The organism is Bacteroides nordii (assembly GCF_019930665.1).
Taxonomy (GTDB): Bacteria; Bacteroidota; Bacteroidia; order Bacteroidales; family Bacteroidaceae; genus Bacteroides; species Bacteroides nordii.
The window spans coordinates 4,975,285-5,001,021 of sequence record NZ_CP082886.1 but is presented as its reverse complement, the minus strand read 5'-3'; the positions used below and the strand labels follow the sequence as shown (position 1 = coordinate 5,001,021).

Below are 25,737 nucleotides of genomic sequence, written 5' to 3'. Positions count from 1 at the left end.
TACAAAAGCCTTAGAAAGGTAACTGCCTCATCTATTTGGAGTCTACGATAATTCCCCCACCTAACAATAAGCCATCTTTATAGAAAGCAGCAGCCTGACCAGGCGCAATGGCTGTAAGAGGCTCATACAAATGTATATACAGGAGTCCTTTCTCTGTGATTTGCACTTTACAATGATTCTCTTGTTTCCGATAGCGAATCTTCACTATAATATCTTCCGGCCCAATCAAGCGGGATTCATCCACCATATTCCAATCTTTCAACCACATCTCCGTTTTTGCGAGACCTTGCAATGAAGATAACACCACTGTATTCTCCACCGGATGTATCTCTTTTACAAATACGGCACGATTCAAATCAATCCCTAAGCCACGACGTTGCCCGATCGTATAAAACGGATATCCTTCGTGCCAAGCAATAAAATTGCCCTTTTCATCGATAAACTTTCCTTTTTCAACCTTTATAGGAGCAGAGTTATGACCCAGATATTGCTTTAAAAAGCTTCGATAATCCATCGGACAAAAACAAACTCCCAGACTGTCTTTCTTGGTCGCTGCCTTTTCAAAGCCCCGTGCTGCAGCCAGGGCACGGGCTCCAGGCTTTGTCATCTCTCCCATCGGGAGTAACATGCGTTGCAATATTTCCTGTTTCAACCCCCACAAGAAGAATGACTGGTCTTTATCGGAATCAATAGCGGGAACGATATAATATTTTTCTCCCAAGAGCATCTTTCGCACATAATGTCCGGTAGCAATATAAAAAATCCCCATTTCATCGGCTAACTTTGCTAATAAAGGCCATTTTAAATAATTGTTGCAAAGCGTACAGGGTACCGGGGTATGCCCTGACAGATACTCATCAATGAAATAAGTAATAATCTGTTCACGAAAAACTTCACGGGCATCATAAGTTATATGCTCAATACCTAAACGTTCTGCCAACATACGGGCATCTTCCAGATATTCAACCGAGTCATTCAGTTCATAAAAGCGAAAAGTCACCCCAGTCACTTCATAGCCGGCTTCCTGTAGCAATATAGCGGCTACCGAACTATCGGTTCCACCGCTCATTCCCAACAACACACGTTTCTTTTGATCCATCATGCCGCAAAATTAAACAAAATCCCGTATCTTTACCCTTTCAAACTAAACAGAATGAGAGAATCGTCGTCACATAACCTATTCATCATTGTCCTTTCAGAACATCCGACATTAGGTATGCTCCTCCTCCCATACATTGCCGAAAGTTCTCCTGAAAGAGAGGAACTCTGTTTAGTAGAACAAGCTTTCCACCTGTCTCCCAAGACTGTGGCACAAATGAGTAAAACGGAACAGAAGGCCATAGAAATAGCTTCGCACTATACAGAGAAATACCTGATGACTGTCTACTCGAAGGATAAAACTATTCCCAAATTTCTGCGCCGACTGACCGAAGAACCGGAAAAGTTGAGAAATGTCCGCCTTTTCATCGAGAAGAAGTTACAGGAGATGATGGAATTAATACGCACCTGTAACCTACCCTTGTATCAAAAACAAAGCCGTAGCAAACTACTCTATCCACATCATGCATATCATGTGAACCAAAAGGATGTAGAAGTTCACTTTTCATTTGAGGTCAACAACCAGTCCTTCAACTATCAGTTGCAATGTTACAGTGAAGGTAAAGCAATACCTCTCACCGAATTAAAACCAGTCACCACGCTCACCTCCAATCCGGCTATATTATTATTAGGTATGGAAGTCTATATATTTCAACACATTGAGAGTTCACGCCTTCTACCTTTCACAAAAAAAACACACATCAGCGTAGATGCCTCGCTTACAGAGAAGTACATCGACAACATCCTCATTCCTGTAGCCCGTTATCATAATATCGATGTACAAGGATTAGATGTTAAAAAAGAAAAGAGAATATGCGAATGCTTGCTATATATAGAAGATACCATCTATCATACACCACTCTTACGATTAAACTTCCGCTATGGAGATCAGGTATTCAGTCCGCAACCTACTGACGGAATAAAGAGATTCATTTTTCGGGAAACACAGGAAGGGAGAAGCGTCATACGTTATTTCAGGAGAACTCCGGATATTGAAAAGGAAGCAATATTCCTGTTACAGAATGCAGGACTGGAAGCAATCAGCGATTCACACTTCAAACTATCCGAAAATGCACCGGAAAAAAGCATCAACGAATGGGTAGCTCATCACCGTACCATGTTACAGGAATCATTCGTACTGACAAGTGGTATTCAGGACAAGCCATATAGCCTGGATGAAATCCGTATTGAGCAAAGTTTTGATGATGGTCCGGATTGGTTTGAACTTCACATCACAGCTGTCATCGGTGAGCTACGTATCCCTTTCAGTCGCTTTCGCAAGCACATTCTTGAAGACAGGCATGAATATATACTCCCCGACGGACGTATCATTTTACTTCCGGAAGAGTGGTTCAGTAAGTATGCCAATCTGATGGAATTAGGCATGACGCGTGGTAAAACAATCTATGTCAAACACCCCTATATAGGGATTGTCCATTCTATTCTGGAAAGTGATACCCGCAAAGAATTCCTCCCTCTCCAACCTCAACAGAAATATCCGATCCCCAGAGGGCTGAAAGCCCAGTTACGCCCCTATCAATATAAAGGATATACATGGATGATGCATCTCTACGAGCAAGGATTCGGAGGATGCCTTGCAGACGATATGGGATTGGGGAAAACACTCCAGACACTCACCTTATTGCAACAAATATATCATACTGACAGCAAAAAGAGTAATCCGGCAGAAGGTGACGAATATGTTAATCTACCACAAGACAGTGTAATCGGAGCCAAACAAGAGTGTAATTTTATATTAAAAAAGGCTTCACATACTTCCGATGAAATGGGGCAATTTAATCTTTTCGATGATTTGACAGTGGAAAATACGCTCCCAGGTTGTGTAATTCCGGTAAGTGGAAGCAAGATCACCAGAAAGCCAGGAACATTAATCGTCGTACCCACCTCCCTATTACACAATTGGAAACGTGAAGCTGCCCGTTTCACCAATCTGTCCTTGGCAGAATTCAACAGTAGCAGTTATTTTAAAACAGGACATCCGGAACAATTTTTCGACCGCTTCCAACTGATATTCATATCATATGGTACTATGCGAAATAAAATAGATATTCTTCGCCAGTATAACTTTGAATACATCGTACTGGACGAAAGCCAGAATATAAAAAACAGCGACTCACTGACTTTCCGATGTGCCATTCAACTACGCAGCCATCACCGGCTGGTACTGACCGGCACACCTATCGAAAACTCACTAAAAGATCTATGGGCACAGTTTCATTTCCTTCAGCCGGAGCTCTTAGGAAATGAAAATGCATTTACCAAACAATTCATCAACCCCATTAAACAAGGAGACAATCGTATGGAATTACGCCTGCGCCAACTTATCAGTCCATTTATCCTGCGCAGAAGTAAAAATGAAGTTGCCCCCGAGTTACCACCACTCACAGAAGAAATCATCTACTGTGACATGACCGAAAAGCAAAACGAAATTTACCAACAGGAGAAAAACAGCCTGCGCAATACATTGTTACAGTTTAATAAAAAGCAGCGCCTGCAACTCACCGTACTCAATGGTATCTCCCGGCTACGTCAATTGTCATGTCATCCCAGAATGATATTCCCCGACTCTAAAACAGAATCGGGCAAAATGGAACAGATTATCGATACCTATGAAACTCTTTACAGCGAAGGACATAAGGTGTTGATATTCTCATCCTTCGTAAAGCATCTGGAACTGATTGCTGAAGAATTCCGTAAACGTGGCTGGCAATATGCCCTCCTCACCGGTTCGTCCACCAATCGTCCGGAAGAAATAACCCGCTTCTCTCAGACAGAGGAGATACGTGCTTTTCTCATCTCTCTCAAAGCCGGAGGAGTGGGACTCAATCTTACACAGGCGGACTATGTGTTTATCGTTGATCCCTGGTGGAATCCCGCTGCCGAAGCACAAGCCATTGCCCGTGCACATAGAATCGGGCAAAACAAGCAGGTCATTGCTTACCGTTTTATTACCAAAGACAGCATTGAAGAGAAAATCATCCGGTTGCAGGAAGATAAACGTAAACTCGCCGAGACGTTTATCACCGACAGTGAGTCGATGCCTGTACTGACAGATCAGGAGTGGATTGGGCTTCTGGAATGAACCAAGCTTGTATTTTTTAACCTGACAGATAGACAAACTGTTCTATCTTGTGTAATATCTGACTTAATCGAAAAACAGGTAACCACCTTATTTACAGTTTGTACTATATTCGTCCCTCAGAAATATAGTATTAACTTTAATCCATTCTTGTATTATGAGAAATGTATATTACACCATTCTTGTATTCGTATGCCTTATAAGCAGTTTATCTGCAAAGGCTTCAACGAGGGTAGAAGGAGATTCCGGTTTTAAAGACATCAAGCTGAATTTGATGAATGGTAATTTCCTATCCGACGAAGAAATCAATAACAAAACTCAGGTAACATTCGGTATCGCCATTGCCGAAGACGGCACCCCAACCCGTGTGGCAGCAGACGACGCAACTGCCAATATCATACTGAACAACTACAAATACCATAGCAACGAACATGGTTTCAATCCGGGTACAGCCACCGTAAAAGTGCAAGGCCCGGTGAAAATATCTATCGGTGCTTGTGCTTACGGAAATAATGTTACAGTTAAGAACGAAGCAGGCGATGTAATTACTACCATCGCTATCAACTCTTTAGGAAGTTGCTACCACAACAATGGCAACCCTTGTGTAGAAGGATATTATACAGGCAAGGAAGCAACGACCCTCTCAATCAGTGGTGGCGGATACATCCCGTATATTGGCATCGAAGCCATCAGCGAAGCCCCGAAAGAATCAACTATCAAATATGCATTAGGAGAATATACCGATGCCGGTACAGTACCAGCCTCCGATAAAGTGCTTACAGGTAATAAGTATACATTACCTCTCAACCGTACTCTATACGTAGAGAGTAAAACACTTACTGCATGGACAGACGGAACGAACAACTATACGCCAGGAGAAGAAATTACAGTAATTGAGGATCTGTCTCTGACACCTGTATTTACAGATAACACAGTATCATTGGATGATCGTAATGAAGAAGTTATTATTACCTGGGATTTCCAGCAGAAAAATGGTGCTCCCAAAATAGCATACGAAGGAATAACAGGTTTCTACGTTTCACAAGCCGTTGTAAATGGGAATACGATTGATGTGAAAACAGACTTCAACACTAAACCCGGTAAGATCAATAATGGAAGCTGGACAGACTGGGCACAAATGAATGAAGGTACTACTTTCACTTTCCCGGCAGCCAAAAACTGTATCATTACTACCGAAGCTTATAATCCGCTTTCCACAACAACTATTGCCGGTTCAACAGACTATACCAGTGGCAAAATAGTGACTTATACTTATGGTGGAACTGACCCAACAATTGATATCGTTATTGGTAAAGATGGTACTTATTTCCGCTATTTTACCATCGTATATCCGAAAGCTGAATCCAATATTCAGGAACGCCCTGTTATTGCTACAGATTTCACTGACTGGGAAGCCGTTTCTTCTAATTCCGGTGATGTAAGCGTAGAAAAAACAACTACTTTCAGTAACGAAGCAGTAACTTTCACATTCAATGGTGTTACCGTTTCGCCACAAGGACAGAATGTAGAAAAATTCGGTGACCTGACAGGCTATGCGATGGCCGAAAAGAATCTGCCCGGAATAATCACGACATCCGCATTAAGCAATATCACTAAAGTACGTTATTTCCACGGAGCTACCGGTGGTAAACGTGGATACAAACTGGAAAAGAAAAGTACGACTGATACCGATTGGGTAGTACTCTCCGACGCTTTTGCCGATCCAGCGAAAGGAGTATGGGTAGAATGTGCCATAAATGAGGAAAACGTACAACTCCGCTGGACCAACCTCGCTCCTACTCAGAATGCGTATATGTTCGAACTGGAGATTTACTCAAATGTTGAAATTACTGCCAAACAAGTAACATTAGCAACGAAAGTCTCTCCCGAAGAAGCCGGAAGTGTATCCGTTTCTCCCTCCAGCAGCCAGTATGACGAAGGTACGGAAGTAACACTAACAGCCAAAAAGAACTTCGGCTACAAATTTGTGAAATGGACAGATGCAACAGGAAACACTCTTTCCGCAGAAGCATCCTACAAGCAAACATTAAACGAAGATATGATCATTACGGCCGTATTTGAACCGGTAGCTACTTATTCACTTACAACCAGTACAGAAGGTGGAGCAAACAATTACATGGTAACAGCCACTCCTGATGCCACCGTTGTAAATGGTAAGAACATGTATGAAGAAGGTACTCTGGTCACTCTTACTGCTACAGAAAACCGCATTCTTACATTCCTGAACTGGAAAAGCGGAGAGATGGGTTACGAACTTCCTGTAAGAATGGATAGCGATAAAGAATTCGTAGCAGTATATAGTGCTGCCGATTATATTGTAGGATGGGATTTTGTTCGGAAAGGAAACAACAGTCGTCCGGCAGACTTCGCTTCTACAGGTGAGAATGAAGCTACAACGCTCATTCTACGCAAAGAAGACGGGACAACCCAGGCATGGCTCGACAAATCAAAAGAATCAGGGAACTATGAAGGTGAATCTGCTGCTGTAAACTGGAAGAACATCTCTGAGAAATATTACTATGAAACCCGTATAAATGCTTCTGAATTTATTGATATTAAGGTAACTTCCAGAATGTTATACAACTATAATGCATATTCTGTACAGAAGTTAGAATACTCTTTGGACGGAACTAACTATACAGAAGTAGCCCGCATTACTCTACCGGGGGCTAAGGCATGGACACCATTGGAAGCCACACTTCCCGAATCATGTAATAATGCCGAATCATTGTATCTCCGTTGGATTCCCGATTATAGCTCTGAGATTGTAGGTACCGCATCAGAAAATGATGGTACTGCAATCGGTTCTATCTATATCACCGGAGTACAAAAAGGAGTTGATCCGGGAAGAGCACCTCTATTACTCTCTTCTCTCCCCGCAAACAATGCTGAGGAGGTTTCTGCTACAGGACGTATCGTATTGACATTTGACGCCAAGGTAGAAATAGCAGAAGGAACAGTAGCTACTTTAGGAAACAAAACATTGGTACCATCTGTGGCAGGCAAAACAATTACATTCCCATACATGGGCTTAGACTACAATACAACTTACACCTTCACATTACCGGGCAATAGCGTATCCGACTTTTATGGTAATAAGATAAAGGAGAATATCACACTCAAATTCACAACGATAGCACCTCCGGTAGTAACTCCGGGTATGTACGATGCTATCGCCAGCAATGCGGAAGAACTGCTCGAAGCACTGGCTAAAGGGAATGAAGCCTCCACATCAGGAGAGCGTTTCCGCATCTTCCTGCACGATGGAATTTACGATTTAGGAGAACTTTGCCTGACAGACGTGAAATCTAACATTTCACTGATCGGTGAAAGTATGGAAAATACAATTATCGTAAATAAAGCACCGGTAGAAGGTATCTCCGTGTCAGCTACTCTACGCCCCACAGGAGAAAATATCTATATGCAGGACCTCACTCTGAAAAACGATTATGATTATCAGGGAAGCACCGGACGTGCTGTCTGCCTGCAAGACAAAGGAAACAAAAACGTATATAAAAACATACGTATGTTGAGCTATCAGGATACATACTACTCAAACAACAATCGCATGCGTTCGTATTTTGAAGACAGTGAAATTCATGGTACGGTAGACTTTATCTGCGGTGGTGGTGACGTTTTCTTCAATCGTACACTGCTTTATCTGGAAGACCGTTCAGGCAACTGTATCACGGCTCCGGCAGGTGATACCGAATGGGGATACGTATTCAATGACTGTACGATTGACGGATACGATGCAAACAAAGGTTCTTATGCCTTAGGACGTCCCTGGCAAGGTGCTCCGATGAGTGTATGGATTAACACAACCATGAAGGTTCTTCCGAAAGCAGAAGGATGGAGTGATATGAGTGAAACGATTATCCCGAAACTATTTGCTGAATACAATAGCCACACCGAAAGCGGAATGGCCGTTGATTGCAGTGCCCGTAAAACTAAATACACAGGAGGAACCATACCTTACAGTCCGGTACTGACTCAGGAAGAGGCATCCCGCTTTACCCTCGAGAATGTATTGAGTGGCAGTGACTCCTGGCAACCGGCTTTATTAACCGAACAGGCAGCAGCTCCGGTACTGACGGTCAATGGTACTACTCTCTCCTGGAATGCCAGCGATTATGTATTCTGCTATGCTATCTGCAAAAACGGAAAAGTGATCGACTTTACGAATGAGACCAGCTATACCATTCCGGCAGATGCAACCGATAATGATGTATTTACTGTACGCGCCGCCAATCAAATGGGTGGATTGGGACAACCTTCCAATAACAGTAATGCTACTGGTATCGAACAGAGTACTGTAGCTAAAGAGATAGTAGAACGTCAGTACTTCAACGTGAACGGTATCCGCCTTAACAAGGCTGAAAAGGGACTAAACATCCTCCGTACCATCTATAGCGACGGTTCAATAGAAACAGTGAAAGAATTTGTAAAATAGTGGTGCTTGCCGCACCGGAAGGTGCGGCAAACGATGGTTAATTGAAACGTGGATTAACACAAATGAACGCAGAGTAAAAGACTGTAGTTTTTTATCATACATTTGTTTTCCTTTGCGATAATCTGCGTTCATCTGCGTTTCAATAAAAATTTAAACTCTGTGTTACTCTGTGGTGAATTTTGCTCCTTTCTAATCAGAAAACATTATCTTTGCATTCTCAAATCAAACACTGAGAATAAAGATGGACTATAAAATCCTCGTACTCGACCTTGACGGTACACTAACCAATACCCGGAAAGAAATAACGCCCAGCAACCGGAAAGCATTGATACAGACACAACAACAAGGCACACGACTGGTATTGGCTTCGGGCAGACCGACTTATGGTATTGCGCCATTAGCCGATGAACTACAAATGAGTCAGTTCGACGGTTATATACTCTCCTACAACGGCGGAAAAATCATTGACTGGAAAAGCAAAGAGATACTCTACGCCAATGTACTACCGAATGCTGTCATCCCTCAGCTATACGAATGTGCCAAAAAAAATAAACTTGCCATCCTGACCTATGACAAAGAATGTATTGTGACCGAAAACCCGGAAGACGAATATGTAAAGAAAGAAGCCTTTCTTAACAGAATGGAAGTACGGAAAAGTACAAACTTCCTGACCGATATCCATCTTCCTGTTCCTAAATGCCTGATCGTAGGCGACCCGGACAAACTCATAGCCGTTGAGTCCGAGCTTTCCATCCGGTTACAGGGCCAGATCAGTGCCTACCGTTCCGAACCCTATTTTTTAGAACTTGTTCCGTTAGGTATCGACAAAGCACAATCACTCACCGTATTGTTAGAAAAGCTCGATATGAAACGGGAAGAAATGGTGGCTGTGGGCGATGGTTATAATGACCTTAGCATGATTAAGTTTGCCGGGCTTGGAGTAGCAATGGCCAATGCTCAGGAACCGGTAAAGAAAGCAGCAGACTACATCACTCTCTCCAACGACGAAGACGGCGTAGCTGCTGTCGTAGAAAGATACTTTTCAGCAGCAAAATAAGAAATATCAATTATTTATTCTAACTTTGTGGTTTCAAACTGAATAAATCTCAAACGTTATGGAACATCAACTGACCATTTACAACACTTTAGATAGGAAAAAGGAGCTGTTCGTACCCTTACACGCTCCGCATGTAGGGATGTACGTTTGCGGACCAACCGTATATGGCGATGCCCATCTGGGACATGCCCGCCCGGCTATCACATTCGATGTACTTTTCCGCTACCTTACACATCTGGGATACAAAGTACGTTATGTGCGCAATATCACTGACGTAGGCCATCTGGAGCACGATGCCGATGAAGGTGAAGATAAAATAGCCAAGAAAGCCCGCCTGGAAGAGTTAGAACCGATGGAAGTGGTGCAGTACTACCTGAATCGTTATCACAAAGCGATGGATGCATTGAACGTCCTTCCGCCAAGTATTGAGCCGCACGCATCGGGACATATTATAGAGCAGATTGAACTGGTAAGCAAAATCCTGGAAGCCGGCTATGCCTACGAAAGCGAAGGTTCCGTCTACTTTGATGTAGCCAAATACAATAAAGATTATCATTACGGTAAACTCTCCGGACGCAATCTGGACGATGTACTGAATACCACCCGTGACCTCGACGGACAAAGCGAAAAGCGTAATCCGGCCGACTTTGCCCTCTGGAAGAAAGCACAACCGGAACATATCATGCGCTGGCCTTCACCCTGGAGTGACGGTTTCCCCGGATGGCACGCAGAGTGTACAGCTATGGGACGCAAGTATCTGGGAGAACATTTCGATATCCACGGAGGAGGTATGGACCTGATATTCCCGCACCACGAATGTGAGATTGCTCAGTCCGTTGCTTCACAAGGTGACGACATGGTACACTACTGGATGCATAACAACATGATTACCATCAACGGGACGAAGATGGGTAAATCTCTCGGCAACTTCATCACGCTGGATGAATTCTTTACCGGTAGCCACAAATTACTGGCACAGGCATATACACCTATGACCATTCGTTTCTTCATCTTGCAGGCACACTATCGCAGTACGGTAGACTTTAGCAATGAGGCTCTGCAAGCATCAGAAAAAGGATTACAGCGATTGATGGAAGCGATCGACAATCTGGAAAAGATTGTTCCCGCAAGCGGTTCTTCTGTAAATGTAAAAGAACTGCGTACCAAATGCTACGAGGCCATGAACGATGATATGAACACCCCAATTGTCATTGCCAACCTGTTTGAAGGGGCCAGGATGATCAACAATATCATTGCCGGCAACGACACTATATCTGCCGAAGACCTGAAAGAGCTGAAAGAAACATTCCATCTGTTCAGTTTTGAAGTTCTTGGCCTGAAAGAAGAAGCAGGGGCGTCAGATAGCCGCGAAGCCGCCTACGGGAAAGTAGTTGATATGCTGTTGGAACAACGTGTGAAGGCGAAAGCCAACAAAGACTGGGCTACTTCGGACTTTATCCGCAATGAACTCACGGCATTAGGATTTGAAGTGAAAGATACCAAAGACGGATTTGAGTGGAGATTGAATAAGTAATCACTCTTACCCCTTATATAAGCAAAAGAAAGAGGTCAGAACCGTGATAACTTCCGGTTCTGACCTCTTTCTTATACCTATCAATAAATGTTTCAATACATATGAAACAACACTTTCAATCGATATGAAACAAAATGAAACACTTCATCATTGATAAGAAATCAGTTCAGAAAGTACCTGTCCCCTATACCAGGGATCATCAATCTCCTTCAACATAGCTCCCATCTCAGTACAAAGTTGTTTCACTATTTCCTGATTCTCTTCCAGCGGAAGGTTATTCATCTGATAAGGATCCTTCAAGTCATCAAAGAGTAAGCTCTTTTTCAACTGCTTTGTATCACGGTCGATATAGAGAGCCAGTGTATAATGTGCTGTTTTAATACCTCTTGATGATGGGAAATATGACATAACCAGTCCGTTCTCATCTTTCTCTCCATCCAGATTCTGAATATAAAGAGCTCCTGTGGGACGTACAATATCCGCCTTTTCATCGAAGAACAACGGAGCAAAATTACGTCCTTGTACCTCAACCGGAATAGAGTCTCCAAGACCACACAATCCCAACAAAGTAGGCATGATATCCGGCGAGGAGATCATCAGATCATCTACACGCGGCTGAATCTTACCCGGGTAACGTACCAGGAACGGAACGTTCATCGATTCCGCATAAGGAGAGTTCTTAGGATCATCCGTACGCTGACTGCACATTGTTTCACCATGATCGGAAGTAAATACGACAACTGTATTCTTATCCAGCCCCATTTCTTTCAATGCCTCCAGTATCTCACCAAAGGCCCGGTCTACTCCCGTCACCGAGGCGAAATAATAGCGGGCGGACTCTGCCTTCTTCATCTTTGTATCCGCATTGGGACGAATCAAAAGGCTATCCAAAGGCTGATCTTTATACAAATCAAAATCTTCTTCCATACAGTCATTGAGTGAACGATACGGACTGTGGGGCGGATTCATTCCGACCATAATAAAGAATGGTTTCTTTGTATCACGCACATTGCCTTCATTTTTCAGATACGAAACAACCCTTTTGGCTTCGTGCAAGGGCGACCACTCTTTAGGGTCGTGTCTCTTGCCATCCGTATCCCAGTAATGAGGATTTTTATGTTCATCAAACGTACCGTATGAATACCAGTAATTGAAACCGTGACGCCGTTCTTTGGGAGTATAAGCATCCCATACCGGACGCTGCTCTTCTACATATTTTCCCTGATGCTCCGGATCATTAGGTGTGGGAAAATCAGCATGTAGCTTGCCAAAGTAAGCACAGTCATATCCGGCATTATAGAATACATCACCTATACACTCTGCATCTTCACGCAGTGAACTGATAGGGCGGCTGGAGTTACAATTCAATGGTATACCACTTTTATTAGGATACATACCCGTCAGCAAACTACCCCGATGCGGGCTACTCAGCGGACAGTTGCTCTGTGCAGAAGTCAGTACTACCGATTCGCGGGCAAAAGCATTCAGGTTGGGGGTATGTACAGGATCACCTTTGAAGTTTACTTTCTCCCGGAATCCATCCTGATTCCAAAACTCCATAGCCTGGTTACGATACTGGTCCGGAAAAACATAGATAATATTGGGATGTCCGGCTTGCTCTACTTGCGGGGCTTTGCAACCCTGCAAAGCAAGCAAACTCAATCCGCCAAATAATAAGTTTACTCGAGTGTTCATAGCTCTATAAGTCGTTAATAAGTAGTAAGCAGTTAATAAGTAGTAAGTAGTTAAGTAGTAAGTATGATACTATTTTCTACTTAATTGTTAATGAGTAAGTAGTCAAGTAGTAAGTAATGATACTATCTTCTACTTACTACTTAACTACTTGACTACTTAACTACTTATTAATTCCTCCCTTCCATTTCTCTTTTACGTATCAACGCTTCGAGGAAGTAGTAGTCGGCATAATTCAACGGAACATCAATCTCGGCACCGTGAGGAATACTGCCTACAGAGTGCATCAGGATAAAGTTACCGTTTGTGCCCACTGCTGCACGATAAGCCGGTGAGCCAAGACTTTCCATGATCTTATCGGCTGTTGCCTTATAGTTATTCCCGGGGAGATAAGTTTCCAGCTCATACAACGCTGAGGCCGTACAGGAAGCAGCAGAAGCATCGCGTGGTTCATTCGGAATATTAGGAGCATCAAAGTCCCAGTACGGTACAAGATCTTCCGGCATATTCTTATTGGTAAAGATAAAATTATACACCTTTTGCGCCTGATCAAGATACTTTTTATCATGTGTATAACGATAACAAGTAGTATACCCATAAAGCGCCCATGCCTGTCCACGAGCCCATGCCGATTCGTCAGCATATCCTTGTGCTGTTTGTCTTTTACGCACTTCACCTGTCTCCGGATCATAATCAACCACATGATAACAACTATTATCTGGACGGAAATGATGAGCCATGGTAGTATCGGCATGTTTCACTGCTATATTATAGAAAGTAGAATCACCCGAAAGCGCAGTTGCCTCAAACAACAGTTCCAGATTCATCATATTGTCAATGATAACCGGGCATTTCCAGCCACGCGTTCCTTGCCAACCTCTGTCAGCATCCCATGATTGAATTACACCGGCATTCGGACGAAAACGGGTAGACAATGACCGGGCAGTTTCAACAATTACATCCTTGTATTCTTTTTTATCAGCCAAACGGTAACCATTCAGATAACTGCATCCAATCATAAAGCCCACATCATGATGCCATTTCAAATGCTTTATTGAATCAAGAGCTTCTGTATATTTCTCTGCAAGAGGCAACCATTTCTTGTCTCCGGTCAGCTCATAAGTAAGCCACATACTTCCGGGATAAAACCCCGAACACCAGTCGTCAATAGGGATATAGACAATATTTCCCTTTTCATCAATTGTACGGGGATTTAAGATCTTACCCGACTTTTCGATGATATCGGTCTGGATTGTGTTCTGTGCTACCGCATTGTCAATGTTATCCTGAATAAAGTCCTTTTCAACCGGCTTTTGGCTGTTGCAACTCGTCAAGACCAGAAGGGAAATCCCCAATGCACTCAAAATAGTTCTCATAATACATGGATTTATTAGTAAAGTAATTAATTTCATGGTGGCAAAAATAAGGCAATCTTACAGATTTGACCGACCTAAATCATCCAATTAAGAGACATTTTTGGTACATTTGCAGAAAATAATGTGCCAATATACTAAAATATGCCGATATGCCAATTCTCATACGATGTTATTGCGCAGGCAATTGGTATATTGACACATTGAATAATTAGTTATTATGACACCACAGGAGTTTTTCAAAAATGACCTATTTGCCGAAAAAGCAGGCATTGTACTAATGGAAGTACGCGAAGGATACAGTAAAGCCAGACTGGAAATAAAAAAAGAACATCTCAATGCAGGCAACCGTACGCAAGGAGGGGCCATCTTCACACTTGCCGACCTCGCCTTGGCAGCTGCTGCCAATTCACATGGGCAACTTGCTTTCTCTCTGTCCTCCAATATCACATTCTTACGCGCCAGTGGTGAAGGTGACACACTCTACGCCGAAGCCCGCGAACGCTACATCGGACGAAGCACCGGATGCTATCAGATAGATATTACCAATCAGCAGAATGAACTAATTGCCACCTTTGAATCAAGTGTATTCCGCAAAGATCAACAAGTACCTTTTACTTTGAAATAATTGAAGTCAACGGATAGCGATTCCCGGAAACACTCTTCAGAAAAGCTTTGGCCGATCCGATATTCAAAAACATATCTAAACGGACAGGGAGATGATTCTTATCATCCGTAATATAAAAAGTAATGACCTCCTTCTCCTTGCCTTTGTCTGTGTATTCTACAAACGAAAAGACAAGGCAGCGATACGTAGTATCATTTTCTGCTGTGATATTCTTCATCCCACGATAGATCAGCGTTTGCTCCTCTACCCTACGTCCTGTAGCCATCGGGAAGTTGATCTTTTGCCCCACTTTATAATCTTTTGGATCGTAGGAACGAGCCTGTGCCAGAATACTAAGCATATCAAAAACACAACGGCTGTCACTATATTCCGTCTCCACTATCTCACCATCCCGGTAAGTCCGCTTCTGATTGACAAAGCATAAGCCGTCTTTGTAAGAGAACCAAGCCTCATCCACTGTATAGCGCTTACCTTCTTCAGCACCCTTCCGGAAATAACGGGGTTCGAGCTTCTCGCCGACAATGCACGTCAGCGTATCACGCATTTTAAAAAAGAAATCGACCTTCTTACTGCTTATGGATAAAAGATTAAACCGGTAGGCAGGTTTGGAATGATAAGTAGTCGCATTCGTTGTAAGACTGGCTATCCCTGCCTTGATCCATACAAATTTCCAGTTAAAGAATAAATCGTACATCACATGCTCGCCAGATTTAAATGCTTCATTGGGTGCTTCACACTGGGCCTTAACAGGCATAGAGCAACACAACCCTACCAACAGCATAAGCCATGCTAAATTTATCCGTTTACTAATTGCGGCGATTGTTATTTCTATCTTTCTTTTTCTTGTCTTCATCTGGTTTTTGCTTTTTAAGTTCATCCGGCTTCTGTTTGTCTAATGGAAGAGCCTTTACATCCCAAGTCTGTTCAACCTCCCAATTGGCTTTAGGTTCGAGTATCTGGGGATAGTAATACACCATTTCCGGCTGACGCTTTGTCTCGTATTCACCGCTATCCCACACGCCATTCCCATTCGTATCATTTATCAAACGGGCACAATACTTACCCGGGTTCAAGAAATAGAAGTCGGCCTGTCCATTGACAACCGGAACTTTTCGCACTACTTTATCCTGCGTATCAAGCAATTCTACAAATGCAATAGAGTCACATCCTGAAACATTAAAATAAATAGCTCCGTATTCTTCCAGCGAACGAACTTTTATATTCTGTTTTATCTTATCTGTAAACAAACCGTAGATACCATGAAAAGCTGTAGAATCTACAGAGAACTCATATTCCCGCGTTGGCTCCCATTCATAATACAAGTTATACTTACGCAATTGCAACGAATCTTGCTCAAAGGTAAAGGGGATATCTTCCCATAAGGTATCTACCTTCTGTTTCAAATGAATAGCTGCGCTATCAAAGGAAGCTATCGGCTCGTCAAAAGAGAGTGAGATATAATCATATACATCCATTGTAGACGGGATATACGTAGATACATGCAGGAACTTGGTTGGCTCCGGCTCCTCTTCTTCACCTTTCTTTTTCTTCTTTTTCTTAGGTTCGTCCACAGCCTTTTTCACAGTCTTCGCCACCAGGTTAAGAGTATCCGTACGGGGTACTAACTGGTTAAGTGTATCTGTATACAAATAATTCAGACTTAAAGATAAAGTGTCCTGTTTATAAAGTAACGAATCTTTCACCCAATAATGAATGGTATCATTAGTCAGATTCTTCTCTATAATAAAGGCATCCCTCTCATCAAAATTCAATCCTTTCAACACAGGCAGCGTATCTGCTTTTGCTGCAAAGTAGAGCGTAAACTTCTCAGGAGTCAACCGTTCGTTTTTCACAAGATATTGTGAAAACAAATCTTCCTTAAAAGAACGCAGAATCACATTGTCCGGCAAATAATAAGTGTATTTCCTTTCTACGACCGTGTCGATGGTAAGAGAATCCACCCAGGTAGTATCCTGACGTATACGTTCTTCCCAGCGGGGAATAACCAGCGAATCATTAAAAGCAAGTGCTTCACTCTTCTGGCTGAAAGCAAAGTTCTGGTCGGCATCCATCAAACCAAAAATACGATATTTCCCCGGGGCAACGCCACGAATCGTAAAATGTCCACGGCTATCCGTACGGGCTACTCTGTCAAAAGGCAGTTTCGTAAATGCAGTATCAGACAGATTGGAGTGCATACCCACCAGCATTCCTTTAACAGGCTCCAGGTTGGAGGCTTCGAGCAATGTTCCGGATACTTCCATCGTATCAATCGCACTTCCGGTAGAGAAAGTAAAGGCAAAATTACCTAACGGATTGCCTTCATTGTTATCAACAATAGCATCCGAGAAATCAATTGTATAAGTTGTGTTAGGCTTCAAAGAATCAAGCAGGTTGACACTTATCTTCTTTCCTGATGCTTTTATCTCCGGTTGCTGCACCTGAGGAGGAGAGATCACCACCTTTTCATTGGCTTTCTCAAGCTTAATGAATTCGTCAAAGGAAAGTGATACTTTCGTTTTTGTATTATTAAGTGCCCCCGCAGCAGGCGTGCTGCCAATAAAACGGGGAGGAGTCTCATCAAGTGGTCCTCCATCGGGCCTTCCTATACTGGCACACGAATAGAGAGCAGCTATCACCGTAACCACAGCCAATACCTTGCGAATAAGCCTCTTCATATTATATTCTTTTCTTAACATGATGCAAAAATAAAGGTTCTCAGAGAATAAATACTATACTTTACACTTATTTAAAGGAAAATGTTCAAGTAATAGTGCTTCCCGCACGGGGAGGAACGACAAGCGATGATTCATTGAAACGCAGATAAATGCAGATTTTCACAAAGGGAAACGAATGTATGATAAAGATCTACAGTCTTTTAATCTGCGTTTATCCTGGTTTCTTTTAAACTCTGTACCCTCTGTATCCTCTGCGGTTAAATACACTTAAAACTGTACAGTGACGAAGCTTATGGCCCAATCTTTTCGGTAGCGGAAGTATCCATAGACGATATCGATCCCTTTGTTCGGTATTGTACTTTGTCTTTCTCAGGAAGGAACGTCCCTTTCCCCGGTGAGTAGTCTTGTTTTAGATGTACATGTAAAGCAGCATGAGATGCACATGTCGTGCTGTCCCACATGCACATGTCGTACTGCTTTACATGTACATCTAAAACAATGTTACCCACCGAGGCTTCCTACGTTACTCTACGGGATAGAGCTTTATCAATACCGGAGAAAGAGACTGATGGCAATGACAAACGCCATTAAGTTCAAAACCGTACAGATATGAACTCACCACAGAGTAACACAGTGTTTCACAGAGTACTATTTATCTGATGAAACGCGGATTAAAAGACTGTAGATCTTTATCATACATTCGTTTCCCTTTGCGAAAATTTGCGTTAATCTGCGTTTCAATAAAGATTTAAACTCTGTGGATCTCCGTGTTACTCTGTGGTGAAATATATTCAAAACCGATCAATAATGAACAATTTGCCAATGTGTTAATTTGGCAATGTCTTTCAGCAATACAGTATAGCCAATTGGCGCATTGACATATTGGCACATAACTTTATTGTTTTATTAACAAAGAATCAAAGTAATACAATCCCCACAGGTCTTTAAATGTTATAATTTACCAATGAATGTACCATTCAGACAACACCTATATTAATAAGAGAAAAACATAGTTAAAAAAGAACCGGTTATCGAACATTTATATAAGAATTTAAAGTACTTTTGCAGCGAAAAACTAAAGAGAAGAGTCTCAGTTTTCTCCTTCTATCCCTAATAATACTTATGAGCACACTATTTGTAGAAAATTTATCAATAAACACTGAATATAGAAGTATGAAAAGTAGAATTGTATTATTTGCATTTTGTTTGGCCCTCTTGTCGAGTTGTGGCAAAAAGGGTTTTGACTTGGGAGGAACCCCGGAATGTGCAGTGCAGGCATTGCAACCGACAACAGTTAATCTGACGAGTTCTTATCCGGCTACTATTAAAGGAAAACAAGATGTTGAAATCCGGCCGCAGGTGTCTGGTTTCATCACTCAACTTTGTATCGACGAAGGTTCAATGGTAAAAAAAGGACAAGTGTTGTTCATCATCGACCCGGTACAATACGAATCAGCCGCACGTGCTGCCAAGGCAGCAGTACAAACCGCAAAAGCAAACGTAGCGACCCAGGAAATCACAGTTAAGAATAAACGGGAATTAAACAAGAAGAATATCATCAGTGATTATGACCTGGAAATGGCCGAAAACACATTGGCTTCTGCCAAAGCACAACTGGCTTCTGCCGAAGCACAGTTAATCAGTGCCAATCAAAACCTGGCATATACCCGTGTCACCAGCCCGTCCAATGGTGTAGCAGGCTCTATCCCCTTCCGTGTAGGAAGTTTGGTTAGCGGTTCCAGCGCAACTCCATTAACCACTGTTTCGGATATTTCTGAAATGTACGTCTACTTCTCACTTACAGAAAAAGAATTGCTCAACTTAATCCGCAAAGATGGCTCTCAACAGGAAGCATTGAACAACTTCCCACCCGTTCAATTGACTTTGGCAGACGGTACCCTGTATGGTGACAGTGGAAAAATAGAAACGGTCAGTGGTGTTATTGACCAGAATACCGGTGCGGTAAGCATTCGTGCTACTTTCCCCAACAAAGGCCACTTGCTGAGAACCGGAGGAACAGGTAGTATCCTTATCCCTTATAGTTCACCCAACGCGCTTGTAGTTCCGCAAAAGGCAACTTATGAAATTCAGGATAAGAAATTTGTGTATGTACTGCAAGACGACAACACGGTTAAGAATACAGAAATCAAAGTACTCAATCTTGATGACGGACAAAACTACATTGTTACTTCAGGACTGAATGCGGGCGATAAAATCGTACTGGAGAACGTAAGTACACTAAAAGACGGCGCAACTATCAAGCCGCTTACTCCACAAGAGTCTGCCGAACATTTCAAAGCATCATTAGAGCAGAAGAAATAAGTAAACATGTAAAATCAGAAGATTAAAATATGAAATTAGATAGATTTATTAACCGTCCGGTACTATCAACGGTCATCTCCATCCTGATAGTAATTTTGGGTATCTTAGGCCTTATATCACTGCCTATCTCCCAATATCCGGACATCGCACCTCCTACTGTACGCGTCAGTACAACTTATCAGGGAGCCAATGCACAGACTGTATTGAACAGTGTGATTGCTCCACTTGAGGAGCAGATCAATGGTGTGGAGAACATGATGTACATGACTTCTACGGCAACCAACACCGGAGATGCCTCCATTGAAGTTTACTTTAAACAGGGAACCGACCCGGATATGGCTGCCGTTAACGTGCAGAACCGTGTTGCCAAAGCTCAGGGTTTCCTCCCTGCAGAGGTTACCAAGGTAGGTGTTATCACCTCTAAACGGCAAACCAGTATGTTGCTTGTCTTCTCTCTCTACAGTTCTGACGACAAGTACGACAATGAATTTCTTGAAAACTATGCCAAAATCAACGTTATCCCGGAAGTACAACGTGTACCGGGTGTAGGTGACGCCATGGTAATGGGATCTGATTACTCCATGCGTATCTGGCTGAAACCGGAAATAATGGCTCAATATCACTTAATGCCGACTGACATCTCTACCGCCCTGGCAGAACAAAATATCGAAGCTGCTCCGGGTTCACTGGGCGAACGTGGCAACCAGACTTTCCAATATACATTGAAGTATAAAGGCCGTCTGCAAAGCCAGGAAGAATTTGAGAACATCGTCATTCGCGCCACTGCCGATGGTGAAGTATTACGCCTCAAGGATGTAGCCAACGTCGAATTGGGACGTCTGACTTACGGGTTTGCCAATAAAACAAATGGTCATCCGAGTGTAACTGCCATTATCTTCCAGACAGCGGGTTCCAATGCGACACAAATTATCAAGGATTGCGAAACCTTGTTGAAAAATGCAGAAAAAACAATGCCTCCGGGCGTAAAAGTAAGTATTTCGCAGAATGCCAATGACTTCTTATTCGCTTCTATCCATGAAGTAATCAAAACACTGATTGAAGCCTTTATTCTGGTGTTCATTGTAGTGTACATTTTCTTACAAGACTTACGTTCTACATTGATTCCGGCCATTGCTATCCCTGTAGCCCTGATCGGTACATTCTTCGTACTTTATATCATCGGTTTCAGTATCAACTTGCTGACCCTTTGTGCCATGGTGCTTGCCATTGCCATAGTGGTCGACGACGCCATCGTCGTCGTCGAGGGCGTCCATGCCAAGCTGGACCAGGGTTACAAATCGGCCCGTCTTGCTTCCATTGACGCCATGAGTGAATTGGGTGGTGCCATTGTTTCTATTACGTTGGTAATGATGTCCGTGTTTATCCCTGTTAGTTTTATGTCGGGAACCTCCGGTGTATTCTATCGCCAGTTCGGTCTTACCATGGCAATTGCAATCGGACTTTCTGCTGTAAACGCATTAACACTGACTCCGGCATTATGTGCTATCTTGTTGAAGCCTCATGATCCGGAAGAAAGAAAGAAGTCTACTTTCGTCAGCCGTTTCCATACTGCATTCAATGTTTATTACGACGGGATATTAAAGAAGTACAAGAAGGGTACGCTGAACTTCATCCATAAGCCCTGGCTGACGATAGGATCCGTAGTAGCCGGCATCGCCTTGTTGCTCTTCTTTATGAAGATCACTCCTACCGGACTGGTTCCAAATGAAGATACCGGTACCATTATGGCAGTTGTCGATCTTCCTCCCGGTACATCACAAGACCGTACCGAACAGGTATTGATGCAAATAGACAGTCTGCTTGCTTCCGAACCCGCTATCGAAAGCCGTACGATGATTTCCGGATACAGCTTCATGGCAGGTCAAGGACCAGGATATGGTTCATTTATCTGTAAGTTGAAAAACTGGGATGACCGTACCATTGAGCAGCGTTCCGACTTTGTCTCTGGCATGCTTTACCTCAAAGCCCGCAAAGTAATAAAAGATGCACGCGTTTTGCTGTTTGCACCTCCTATGATCCCCGGATATAGTGTATCCAACGGTTTTGAGTTGAACTTGCAGGACAAGACCGGTGGTAGTCTGGACAAATTCTATGAAGTGGCACAAGACTTTATAACCAAGTTGACAGAGCGCCCTGAAATTGCTTCGGCACAAACTTCATTCAACCCGAACTTCCCGCAATACATGATTGATATTGACGCGGCAGCTTGTAAAAAAGCAGGTTTGACTCCGAATGCGATCCTAACGACCCTACAAGGATATTATGGTGGTTTATACTCATCCAACTTCAACCGTTTTGGTAAGTTATACCGTGTAATGATCCAGGCCGATCCTAACAGTCGTACCAATCTGGAGTCTTTGAAATCAATCAAAGTGCGTAACGGAAACGAAATGGCTCCTATCACCCAGTTCATGACTATCAAGAAAGTATACGGACCGGATAATATCACCCGTTTCAACATGTTTACGTCTATGAAGATCAACGGTAACCCGGCTGATGGTTATAGTAGCGGTCAGGCTATTCAAGCTATGCAGGAAGTAGCAGAACAGACCCTACCTACCGGATTCGGTTATGAGTTCTCCGGTATGACCCGTGAAGAGCAGAGTTCAAGCGGCAGTACAACGGCAATGATCTTTATCCTTTGCTTCGTATTCGTTTACTTGCTGTTGAGTGCCCAGTATGAAAGTTATATCCTGCCATTGTCAGTATTGCTTTCTGTACCATTCGGTCTGGCCGGTAGTTTCATCTTCGTACATCTGATGGGACTTGCCAACAACATTGTCCCGATACTTGGAGCGGCGACCAACAACATCTATATGCAGATTGCCTTGATTATGTTGATCGGTCTGTTGGCAAAGAACGCCATTTTGATTGTAGAGTTTGCCCTCGACCGTCGTAAAATGGGTATGAGTATTACCTGGGCTGCCGTATTAGGTGCCGGTGCGCGTCTTCGTCCTATCCTGATGACCTCATTGGCTATGGTAGTAGGTTTGCTTCCTATGATGTTCGCTTTTGGTGTAGGTGCCAATGGTAACCGTGCATTAGGTGCTTCTGCCGTAGGTGGTATGTTGATTGGTATGATTTGCCAGATATTTGTGGTACCCGCATTGTTCGTAATCTTCCAGTACTTACAGGAGAAAATCAAACCGATGGAATGGGAAGATATCGACAATTCAGATGCTGAAACAGAAATTGAACAATATGCTAAATAAGATTAGAATGAAGAAACAAATTATATATATGTTGTGTGCAACTGCTCTTCTGAGCAGCTGCCACATCTATAAATCATATGACAGGCCCGAAGACATACTGACTGCCGGTTTGTATCGCGACACGGTAGCTACCGGTGATACACTGGCCTCAGATACTGCCAACTTCGGCAATCTGCCTTGGAGAGAAGTGTTTACTGACCCTCAGTTGCAAACACTTATCGAGCAAGGGTTAGCCAATAATACCGACCTTCAGACAGCCATCCTGAAAGTAGAAGAAGCAAAAAATGCGCTAATGACTTCACGTCTGGCTTATGCTCCTTCGTTAGCACTGTCGCCACAGGGAACAATTAGCAGCTTTGATAAAAGTGCTGCCACCAAGACGTATTCGCTGCCGGTAACAGCCAGCTGGGAAATTGACTTGTTTGGAAAATTACTGAATGCCAAACGCGGTGCACAAGCTACCCTATTACAAACCAAAGCTTATCGTCAGGCTGTACAGACACAAATTATAGCCGGTATCGCCAATACGTACTATACATTGCTAATGCTCGACCGTCAGATGGATATCTCCGAACAAACAGCCGACATCATGAAGCGCAATGTAGAAACGATGCGTGCCATGAAAGATGCAGCAATGACCAATGCTGCTGCTGTGTCACAAAGCGAAACAGCTTATGCACAAGTATTGGCATCCCTTCCCGCTATTCGTCAGAGCATTCGTGAGACAGAAAATGCACTCTGCATGTTGCTCAGACAAGCTCCGCAAACCATCAAACGCAGTACGCTTGAAGAACAGCAACTGCCTTCTGAGTTTTCAGTAGGAATACCTCTCCAGTTATTGTCCAACCGTCCCGACGTGAAAGCTGCTGAAATGGCATTGGCCAATACTTACTATAATACCAATTCAGCCCGTGCTGCATTCTATCCACAAATCACAATCAGCGGTTCTGCCGGTTGGACTAACAGTGCAGGTAGCATGATTGTCAATCCGGGTAAACTTCTTGCTTCAGCTCTTGGTTCGCTGACACAGCCTCTATTCTATCGTGGTAGTAATATTGCCCGTTTGAAAATAGCCAAAGCACAACAGGAAGAAGCGAAACTTGCCTTTCAACAGTCTCTTTTGAATGCCGGAAGCGAAGTTAGTAATGCCCTCTCTTTGTATCAGACAACAGCCGAAAAGACCTCTGCACGTAAATTTCAGGTAGAATCTGCAGAGAAAGGTGCCGAATATACAAAAGAATTGTTTAAATTAGGCACGTCTACCTACCTCGAAGTACTGTCAGCAGAGCAATCACTGCTTAGCGCACGCCTGTCACAGGTATCCGACAGCTTCGATAGCATGCAGGCGGTAGTAAGCCTTTACCGTGCATTGGGTGGTGGAAGAGAAGATTGAGAGGTATTAAATTGTAAATCGTAAATCGTAAAATTGTAAAATATCATGATTAGTCCGTTAGCTTATGTAGACCCCGAGGCAAAAATTGGAAAGAATGTCACTATCGAACCTTTTGCCTATATCGAAAAAGATGTCGAAATCGGGGACGACTGTGTAATCATGGCCTATGCCAGTGTTCTGAAAGGTACACGTATGGGTAAAGGTAATAAGATACACCACCATGCAGTGCTTGGTGCAGAACCTCAGGACTTCCACTACACGGGAGAAGAAACCAATCTGATTATTGGTGACAACAATCATATCCGTGAAAATGTAGTGATCAGCCGTGCCACCTTTGCAGGCAATGCTACAAAAATTGGAAATGAGAACTTCCTTATGGATAAGGTTCACATCTGTCACGATGTTCAGATAGGCAACCATTGCGTAGCAGGAATTGCAACAACAATAGCCGGTGAATGTACACTTGACGATTGTGTGATCCTAAGCGGCAATGTTATCCTCCATCAGTATTGTCATGTGGGTAGCTGGACATTGATCCAGAGCGGATGCCGCATCTCAAAAGATGTTCCTCCATATATTATTATGTCGGGCAACCCAACTACTTATCATGGGGTGAATGCAGTTGTACTGACTCAACACCACAATGCTTCGGAAAGAATCTTACGCCACATTGCCAATGCCTACCGTTTGATTTATCAAGGTAATTTCAGTCTGACTGATGCTGTACAGAAAATCATAGACCAGGTACCGATGAGCGAAGAAATCGAAAACATCGTAAGCTTTGTGAAGGGATCGGAACGAGGTATTGTAAAGTAAATTTCGAAAAATATACTTAAAAGAAGAAGGTTCTGCTTGCCCTTAAAAGGGTAGACAGAACCTTCTTCTTTTATTCACCAACCATCCATATAAACTTACCACCATAGGATCCTCCATCAAAATTCCTCAACTCTCCTCTCTGATACAGATATATTATATCAAATAAAAGTTAACAAGCCCTCTTCGTTAGCTAAGGAGTCTGAAAAATAAGAATAACTTCCATCTGAATTTGTTCTCTACACTCTTTTATCTATGTAATATGTAAATATATACAGCAAAATTTAAAAGAAGAACAGAAGAGATATTTTACCGATCATTTATAAACTAATAATCAAAAAG

General features: G+C 42.9%; 14 protein-coding genes. 9 read left to right on the top strand and 5 right to left on the bottom strand.

Translation table 11 applies throughout. The features are described from left to right. Window positions 1–31: 31 nt before the first annotated feature. On the bottom strand, window positions 32–1,099 hold the full coding sequence (gene mnmA / locus K8P02_RS19335; protein ID WP_002558650.1) for a tRNA 2-thiouridine(34) synthase MnmA: 1,068 nt from the start codon (window positions 1,097–1,099) through the stop codon (window positions 32–34). A gap of 54 nt (window positions 1,100–1,153) precedes the next feature. Between mnmA and K8P02_RS19330 the strand changes: the two genes are divergently transcribed. The 4 genes from K8P02_RS19330 (at window position 1,154) to cysS (ending at window position 11,263) form a co-directional block, all read left to right on the top strand. Further along, window positions 1,154–4,201 (top strand): DEAD/DEAH box helicase, encoded by a 3,048-nt coding sequence (locus K8P02_RS19330; protein ID WP_223381707.1) that lies wholly within the window; start codon window positions 1,154–1,156, stop codon window positions 4,199–4,201. A 154-nt stretch (window positions 4,202–4,355) separates the two neighbouring features. Then, window positions 4,356–8,672 carry a pectinesterase family protein gene (locus tag K8P02_RS19325; protein ID WP_195661551.1) on the top strand — a complete coding sequence of 1,439 codons (4,317 nt, stop codon included), beginning with the start codon at window positions 4,356–4,358 and terminating at the stop codon, window positions 8,670–8,672. Window positions 8,673–8,913: 241 nt separating this feature from the next. After that, window positions 8,914–9,729 (top strand): Cof-type HAD-IIB family hydrolase, encoded by an 816-nt coding sequence (locus K8P02_RS19320; protein WP_025866580.1) that lies wholly within the window; start codon window positions 8,914–8,916, stop codon window positions 9,727–9,729. A 58-nt stretch (window positions 9,730–9,787) separates the two neighbouring features. After that, window positions 9,788–11,263, top strand: coding sequence for a cysteine--tRNA ligase (gene cysS, locus K8P02_RS19315; RefSeq protein ID WP_002558654.1), 1,476 nt, complete (start codon window positions 9,788–9,790; stop codon window positions 11,261–11,263). A 147-nt stretch (window positions 11,264–11,410) separates the two neighbouring features. Here the strand turns inward: cysS and K8P02_RS19310 are convergent, their stop codons facing one another. Next, on the bottom strand, window positions 11,411–12,958 hold the full coding sequence (locus K8P02_RS19310; RefSeq protein WP_007483350.1) for a sulfatase family protein: 1,548 nt from the start codon (window positions 12,956–12,958) through the stop codon (window positions 11,411–11,413). A gap of 167 nt (window positions 12,959–13,125) precedes the next feature. After that, a complete protein-coding gene (locus K8P02_RS19305; protein WP_007483348.1) occupies window positions 13,126–14,331 on the bottom strand; it encodes a glycoside hydrolase family 88 protein in 1,206 nt (401 codons plus the stop codon). A 217-nt stretch (window positions 14,332–14,548) separates the two neighbouring features. On the opposite strand from K8P02_RS19305, the gene K8P02_RS19300 reads away from it, so the two are divergent. Next, entirely contained in the window at window positions 14,549–14,956 is a 408-nt protein-coding gene (locus tag K8P02_RS19300) for a PaaI family thioesterase (protein WP_025866579.1), read from the top strand. Here K8P02_RS19300 and K8P02_RS19295 read toward each other — a convergent pair. Together K8P02_RS19295 and K8P02_RS19290 are read right to left on the bottom strand one after the other, a co-directional pair. Next, window positions 14,943–15,809, bottom strand: a complete 867-nt coding sequence (locus K8P02_RS19295) for a DUF3108 domain-containing protein (RefSeq protein WP_122201150.1) — start codon at window positions 15,807–15,809, stop codon at window positions 14,943–14,945. The genes K8P02_RS19300 and K8P02_RS19295 overlap by 14 nt on opposite strands. Further along, window positions 15,763–17,634 (bottom strand): Ig-like domain-containing protein, encoded by a 1,872-nt coding sequence (locus K8P02_RS19290; protein WP_002558659.1) that lies wholly within the window; start codon window positions 17,632–17,634, stop codon window positions 15,763–15,765. The genes K8P02_RS19295 and K8P02_RS19290 overlap by 47 nt, the downstream gene beginning before the upstream one ends. 1,173 nt (window positions 17,635–18,807) lie before the next feature. On the opposite strand from K8P02_RS19290, the gene K8P02_RS19285 reads away from it, so the two are divergent. Genes K8P02_RS19285 through lpxA form a run of 4 tightly spaced genes read left to right on the top strand, consistent with a single transcriptional unit; the run spans window position 18,808 to window position 25,398 of the window. Continuing rightward, the gene (locus K8P02_RS19285; protein WP_044094817.1) at window positions 18,808–19,956 is read left to right on the top strand and encodes an efflux RND transporter periplasmic adaptor subunit; all 1,149 of its coding nucleotides are present in this window, start codon (window positions 18,808–18,810) and stop codon (window positions 19,954–19,956) included. Window positions 19,957–19,985: 29 nt separating this feature from the next. Then, complete coding sequence (locus K8P02_RS19280; protein WP_002558661.1) at window positions 19,986–23,189, top strand: efflux RND transporter permease subunit; 3,204 nt, start codon at window positions 19,986–19,988, stop codon at window positions 23,187–23,189. Window positions 23,190–23,196: 7 nt separating this feature from the next. Then, window positions 23,197–24,582, top strand: coding sequence for a TolC family protein (locus K8P02_RS19275; protein WP_002558662.1), 1,386 nt, complete (start codon window positions 23,197–23,199; stop codon window positions 24,580–24,582). 45 nt (window positions 24,583–24,627) lie between these two features. Continuing rightward, complete coding sequence (gene lpxA / locus K8P02_RS19270) at window positions 24,628–25,398, top strand: acyl-ACP--UDP-N-acetylglucosamine O-acyltransferase (RefSeq protein WP_002558663.1); 771 nt, start codon at window positions 24,628–24,630, stop codon at window positions 25,396–25,398. The last annotated feature ends 339 nt before the right edge of the window (window positions 25,399–25,737 follow it).